Here is a 5,989-nt window from a genome sequence, read left to right as displayed (position 1 = left end):
AGTACCCATACATCTCTTCCAGCTCCAAAAAATTTAGAATAGGTGATGGAATTGAAAAAATTGTGGAAATTGATAGCAATTTGCACTATACGGAAAATTATTATTACAAAAAAGCCTTTAATTCGCTTAAAGATGCAAAAATATATTTGAAAAAATATCCAAATGTAAAATACGCAAGGGAAATTAAAGATTATTGGGATAAAAAATATTTTAGTAAATGCAATAGTATTAATGGATGTAAAGAATATTTAAATAATATTCCTTGGGGTAAATATAAAACAAGTGCTAAAACAAAACTTGAAAAATATTATTTTAAAGAGTGTAGTAATATAACAGGATGTGAAACTTATTTAGAAAAGTATCCTAATGGAAAATATGTTAAACAGGCAAAAAATAAGTTAGAAAATTTATATTATAAAAAAGCAAAAGATGATATTTATTATGCTAATCAATATTTTAAAAAATTTCCAAAAGGAAAATATATTACTCAAATAAAAAACATAATAGATAATTATTATTGGAAAGAGTGTCAAGATTTAGAAAGTTGTAAAATTTACTTAGAAAATGTCCCATATGGGAAACATATAAAACAGGCAAAAGAGGTAGTGAAAAATACCTGGTTTAAAATATATGGAGGAAGTAAAAAAGATGAATTATGGATACATTCTTTTGTTGAAGTGTCAGATGGCTATGTATTAGCAGGATATACTAAATCGAATAGCAATGGAGGTGAAGATGGATGGGTCTTTAAAATAAATAAAAATGGAGAATTAATATGGCAAAACCATTTTGGTGGAGAAAAAGATGATGAATTTAATGCAATAGTAAAAACTAATGATGGTTTTATACTTAGTGGATGGAGTAATAGTTTTGCGCCTAAAAGTAAAGGATGGATTTTGAAAATAGATAAAAAAGGTAATTACATTAATCAAAATCATTTTGGAGTTAATAGGAGTTGGTTTGCAGATATTATTCAATTTAATAATATTTTTGTAAATGTTGGATTGAAAAATGAACATTTTTGGATATTGTCTATAGATAATTATTTGAATAAAGTAGGTGAAAATTCTTATAAAGAAAATCCAAATGGAGAAGGTTTTAATAGTGCAATCAATACAAGGGACGGTGGCTTTATTGCTGTAGGGAATAGTTGGTATTCTGATTCAAGATTTGCTGATGGTGCAATTTTTAAATTTAATAAAAATGCTTATAAAGAATGGGCAAGATTTTATAAAAATAAGAATGAGTTTAATTCAGTTATTGAAGCTAAAAATGGATATATAGCAGTAGGATATACTGAAAGTGATAATAATTCTAATGGTTGGATAATAAAAATAGATAAAAATGGAAATAAAATTTGGGGAAAAACTATTGGAGATGAAATAAACTATGTATTAACTTCAATAGTAAAAGATAAAAACGGATATATCATTGGTGGTTGGGAAGGAAAAAAAGATAATGTATATTTAATTAAAATAAATGAAAATGGAAATAAAATTTGGGAAAAAATTTTTGGTGGTAATCAAAAGGCTTTTACTTGGGGGTTATTTAAAGATAAAGAAGGTAATTTAATTATTCCTGCAAATTATTTATATAATGATGGAGAGCAAGACGCGTGGATTATTAAAATCAGCAGAGAACTTATAAAAAAATGGGACGAAGAAGCAAAGGCAAATAAATGAAACAACTAATAATCTCTCTTTTTCTCTTTTCCCTTCTCTTCTCAACTGGTTTTGATGCTTTTAGTGAATTTGAAAAATTTGAAAAGAATGATAAAAAAGAATTTCAAAGCTTAAAGAAAAAGGCTGAGAGTTGTATAAATAATTGGGATTTTAGCTGTACAAGTGATGCACTTGATAAAATGAAACTATATATAACCTCTCCAAAAGATAAAAAAATTATAAGTAGTTTATGGGATAAATATTACGATGAAAAAGAAGCAAAAAGAAGATACGAAGAAAAACAAAGAGCTAGAAGCAGATATGTAAGTGTCAGTATAAGGGATTGTTATAATAAAACTTGTAGTGTAAATGTAAATGGCAGTTATGCTGGGACGATTGCTTATTGGTGGAAGTCATCATCAGGTGGATACTATGTAATAAATTATAAAGCAACAAATGGTGGGCTTCTTGGAAAAAGTGGTCATTATCATCCAAGTTTAAACGAAGTTTATATGTCAGATTGCGGAACTAAAAGAAGAGTTTATTCATTAAAACAAGCAATGAAATATGTCGTAAAATGTGCCGTTAGTGGGCATTATTAATCAAATTTTTGCTATTTTTTCTTTTGTTTTTTTGGATTTTTCGTATGTAATTGCTTAGTGTATTAAGCAAAAATTATGCTAAAATGCTTAATAAAAAAGGCAAATTATGCTTACATTGTTTCAAAATAGATTTTATAATCTGCTTAAAAATTTAGATGTAGAATATAATAGATATTTGTTTAATAAGGTCGATTTTAGTGAAAAATTAATTGGAATTATTGGAGCAAGGGGAGTTGGAAAAACTACGTTTTTACTTCAATATCTAAAAGACAATCCTCTTTCTTTAAATAAAAAAATCTACATCAACGCCGAATTTTTAGAATATACTCCGTTAAAATTGTTTCAATTTGCCGAAGAGTTTGAAAAAAGAGGAGGGAAATTAGTTGTAATTGATGAGATACATAAATATCCAGGTTTTGAAAAAGAGCTAAAACTTATTTATGATATTTGAAATCTATATTATTTAATACCGCTTCTTTTGTCATTAGTTATCCTTTCTTTATTTCTTACGTATTCTATCATTATCTCTTACACAATCTTTGAAGCGGTATCATAGTTTCTATATGTATAAAATGCCTGATGTAAATACATTGACAACAAAAAAATTTTTAGATGAATTAAAAAAATTCTTTAAAAATTATCATTTGATAATAGTTTGGGATAATGCTTCATTTCATAAAAGTAAAAAGTTAGAAGACGATGATTTAACAATAATGTTTTTACCCTCATATTCACCAGAGTTAAATCCGACAAAGAAATTTTATGGTGAGATAAGAAAAGTTACAGCAAATAAAATATTTGAAAATATAGAAGAACAAGAAAAACTAATTGATGAAGCTTTAACAAATTATATGAAAAACAAAGAAAATATAAAACAACTTTGTGGGTTTCATTGGATTATAGAAAGTTGGAATAAATGCTTAAATATGTAAGATTTGTTTCGGGGATTGGTATTACAATGCTATACGGACTTTTATGAGAAGTAAAAAAGCCTGTAGCTTTTTTTGGGAGATTTTACTTAGCGCTTTTAATTTCCTGTGCCAAAAATTTTGCGGTGTAGCTGACATCGGTATATTTTTCGGCAACTTCCTCGACACTTCCCGTTGCTATTACCTTTCCGCCGCCGTTGCCGCCTTCGGGACCCATATCTATTATGTAATCGGCGTTTTTAATAAAATCAAGATTGTGCTCAATCACTATTACGCTGTTGCCTAAATCCACAAGATGCTGAAGCACTTGAACGAGCCTGTCTATATCCGCAAAATGAAGCCCCGTTGTAGGTTCGTCAAGAATATAAAGCGTATTTCCGGTATCGCGGCGGCTGAGTTCTTTAGAGAGTTTGATTCTCTGAGCTTCCCCTCCGCTTAAGGTTGTGGCGTTTTGTCCGAGTGTGATGTATCCGAGCCCGACATCTTTTAGGGTTTTTAGTTTCTGTTTTATTTTCGGTATTTTTTCAAAAAACTCGTACGCCTCGTCAACGCTCATTTCAAGCACGTCGGCGATTGATTTGCCTTTGTATTTAATCTCAAGCGTCTGTTCGTTGTATCTTTTTCCTCCGCACGCTTCGCATGTTACCATTACATCCGGCAGGAAGTGCATTTCTATTTTTATCTGTCCTTCACCCTTACACATCTCACATCTTCCGCCTTTTACGTTAAAGCTGAATCTCCCTGGCGTATAGCCTCTAAGCTGGGCTTCGGGAGTCTGGGCGAAAAGAGATCTTATATCGTCAAACACTCCCGTGTAAGTCGCCGGGTTGCTTCTCGGTGTTCTTCCGATAGGGCTCTGGTCGAGGTAAATTACTTTATCAAGCTGCTTAAGTCCCGTGATTTCCACGCCTTTTACTTTTTGTATTTTGTGTGCATGGTTTAATATTTCTCTGGCAACCGGAAGAAGTGTCTGAAGAATAAGCGAGCTTTTACCGCTTCCGCTCACACCCGTTACGCATACGAGGTTTCTTAGAGGAATCTTAACGTCTAAATCCTTTATGTTGTGGATATTTACGTTTTTAATCTCAATCCATTCGTTTTGAGGTCTGTCTTTTCGATAATCGATATCTTTTTCGCGTTTGATGTATTTTGCGGTTTCCGTATCGCTTTTCAAAAGCTCATTTGTATTACCGCTGAATATCACCTCTCCTCCGAATTTTCCTGCACCCGGACCTATATCCACTATATGATCTGCATTGAGTATCGTTTCCCTGTCGTGTTCGACTACTATTACGGTGTTTCCTTTGTCTCTTAAGTTTTTGAGTGTGTTTATGAGTTTAAGTGTATCCCTTTCGTGAAGGCCGATACTCGGCTCGTCAAGCACGTACATAACGCCCGTAAGCCCGCTTCCGATCTGGCTTGCTATCCTTATTCTCTGGCTTTCTCCACCGCTTATGGTTCTTGCGTCCCTGTGAAGGGTAAGGTATCCGAGTCCCACGTCCACAAGGAAAAAGAGTCTTTCGCGTATTTCTTTCAATATCGGCTCGGCAATTCTTTTTTCCTGAACGTTTAGGTGTGAGAAGTTTTCTTCGTTTTTGAAAAACTCATACGCATCGCTTATAGGCATCGATATTATTTCGCTGATAGTTTTCCCCGCAACTTTTACGGCTAGGCTTTCGGGTCTGAGTCTGAATCCTTTACACGAAGGACATACGCTCTCGCTCATAATTTCACTCATATCCTCGTCTTTGTATAGATCGAGTGCGATTTGTCTGAGTCCCGGCCATCTTTTTGAAATTTTGTGTTTTGCGTATTCAAATTCAATATCGTATGCGGTGCCGTTTAGTATTATTCTTTTTTGTAAATCCTCAAGCTCGAAAAAGCTCTTGTTCATATCGATATCAAGCTCGCGGCAGAGCGCTTTGAAAAATTCCTGGTAATATTTTTTGTTAAATCCCCAGATAAGCGGGATTGCGCCTTTATTAAGCGGTCTGTCTTTTATAACCTTTTCAATGTCAAGCGTGTATGTTACCCCGAGCCCGTCACATTTAGGACATGCGCCTTTCGGGGAGTTGAATGAAAAACTCACGGGTTCAAGCTCTTCAAAACTTATCTTACACTCAAAACAGGCAAGATGTTCGCTGTAATGGATAAAATCCCTCTCAAGTCCGAGTTCTTTTGCGTTTATTATTTCTATTTCAACCTCTCCGAAACTTTTATTAAGAGCCTTTTCAACGGCTTCGGCGATACGTGATTTATTCTCTTCTTTTACTATAACCCTGTCGATTACGGCTTTAATGGTGTGCTTTTTGGTTTTTTTCAGTTCAATTTCCTCATCGAGCCTTACGATTACGCCGTCGATGTAGGCTCTTATAATTCCTTCTTTTCGGAGTTTTTCGATTAAATCGTGAAATTCGCCTTTTTTTTCTTTAACAATAGGAGCGTAAATGATGATTTTGGCGCCTTCGGGGAGTTTTAAAACCTCATTGATAATATCCTGGGGAGTCATCTGGGTAATCTCTTTGCCGCACAGGTGGCAGTGCTGTATGCCGATTCTTGCATAAAGGAGTCTGAGGTAGTCGTATATTTCGGTAACCGTTCCCACGGTTGAGCGCGGGTTTTTGGATGTGGTTTTCTGATCAATCGCAATGGCCGGGGTAAGCCCGTCTATTTTATCAACTTCCGGCTTTCCCGTTTTTTGCAAAAACTGCCTCGCGTAACTTGAAAGGCTTTCAATATATCTTCTCTGCCCCTCGGCATACAGCGTATCGAACGCAAGCGTGCTTTTGCCGCTTCC

General features: G+C 34.0%; 5 protein-coding genes. 4 read left to right on the top strand and 1 reads right to left on the bottom strand.

Annotated features, from left to right (window positions below; all coding sequences use genetic code 11):
- The 4 genes from ACXJIE_RS07265 to ACXJIE_RS07250 form a co-directional block, all read left to right on the top strand.
- The coding region (locus ACXJIE_RS07265) for an outer membrane protein assembly factor BamD (protein ID WP_456480305.1) at window positions 1-1,682 on the top strand (1,682 nt) is incomplete at its 5' end.
- The gene (locus ACXJIE_RS07260) at window positions 1,679-2,263 is read left to right on the top strand and encodes a hypothetical protein (protein WP_456480304.1); all 585 of its coding nucleotides are present in this window, start codon (window positions 1,679-1,681) and stop codon (window positions 2,261-2,263) included. The genes ACXJIE_RS07265 and ACXJIE_RS07260, both read left to right, overlap by 4 nt.
- Window positions 2,264-2,369: 106 nt before the next feature.
- Complete coding sequence (locus ACXJIE_RS07255) at window positions 2,370-2,714, top strand: ATP-binding protein (protein ID WP_456480303.1); 345 nt, start codon at window positions 2,370-2,372, stop codon at window positions 2,712-2,714.
- A 112-nt stretch (window positions 2,715-2,826) separates the two neighbouring features.
- Window positions 2,827-3,195: a transposase gene (locus ACXJIE_RS07250; protein ID WP_456480302.1), complete on the top strand. Its 369-nt coding sequence runs from the start codon at window positions 2,827-2,829 to the stop codon at window positions 3,193-3,195.
- An 82-nt stretch (window positions 3,196-3,277) separates the two neighbouring features.
- Here ACXJIE_RS07250 and uvrA read toward each other — a convergent pair.
- Window positions 3,278-5,989, bottom strand: a 2,712-nt coding sequence (gene uvrA / locus ACXJIE_RS07245) for an excinuclease ABC subunit UvrA (RefSeq protein ID WP_456480301.1), incomplete at its 5' end; no start/stop codon positions are given.

Source organism: Nautilia sp. (genome assembly GCF_053994455.1).
Note: the sequence above shows the minus strand (reverse complement) of the source record. Positions and strands in the feature narration are given on the sequence as shown.

Coding starts and splice junctions, on each gene's coding strand:
- ACXJIE_RS07260 (WP_456480304.1), top strand. CDS start 1,679: ATGAAACAACTAATAATCTCTCTTTTTCTCTTTTCCCTTCTCTTCTCA.
- ACXJIE_RS07255 (WP_456480303.1), top strand. CDS start 2,370: ATGCTTACATTGTTTCAAAATAGATTTTATAATCTGCTTAAAAATTTA.
- ACXJIE_RS07250 (WP_456480302.1), top strand. CDS start 2,827: ATGTATAAAATGCCTGATGTAAATACATTGACAACAAAAAAATTTTTA.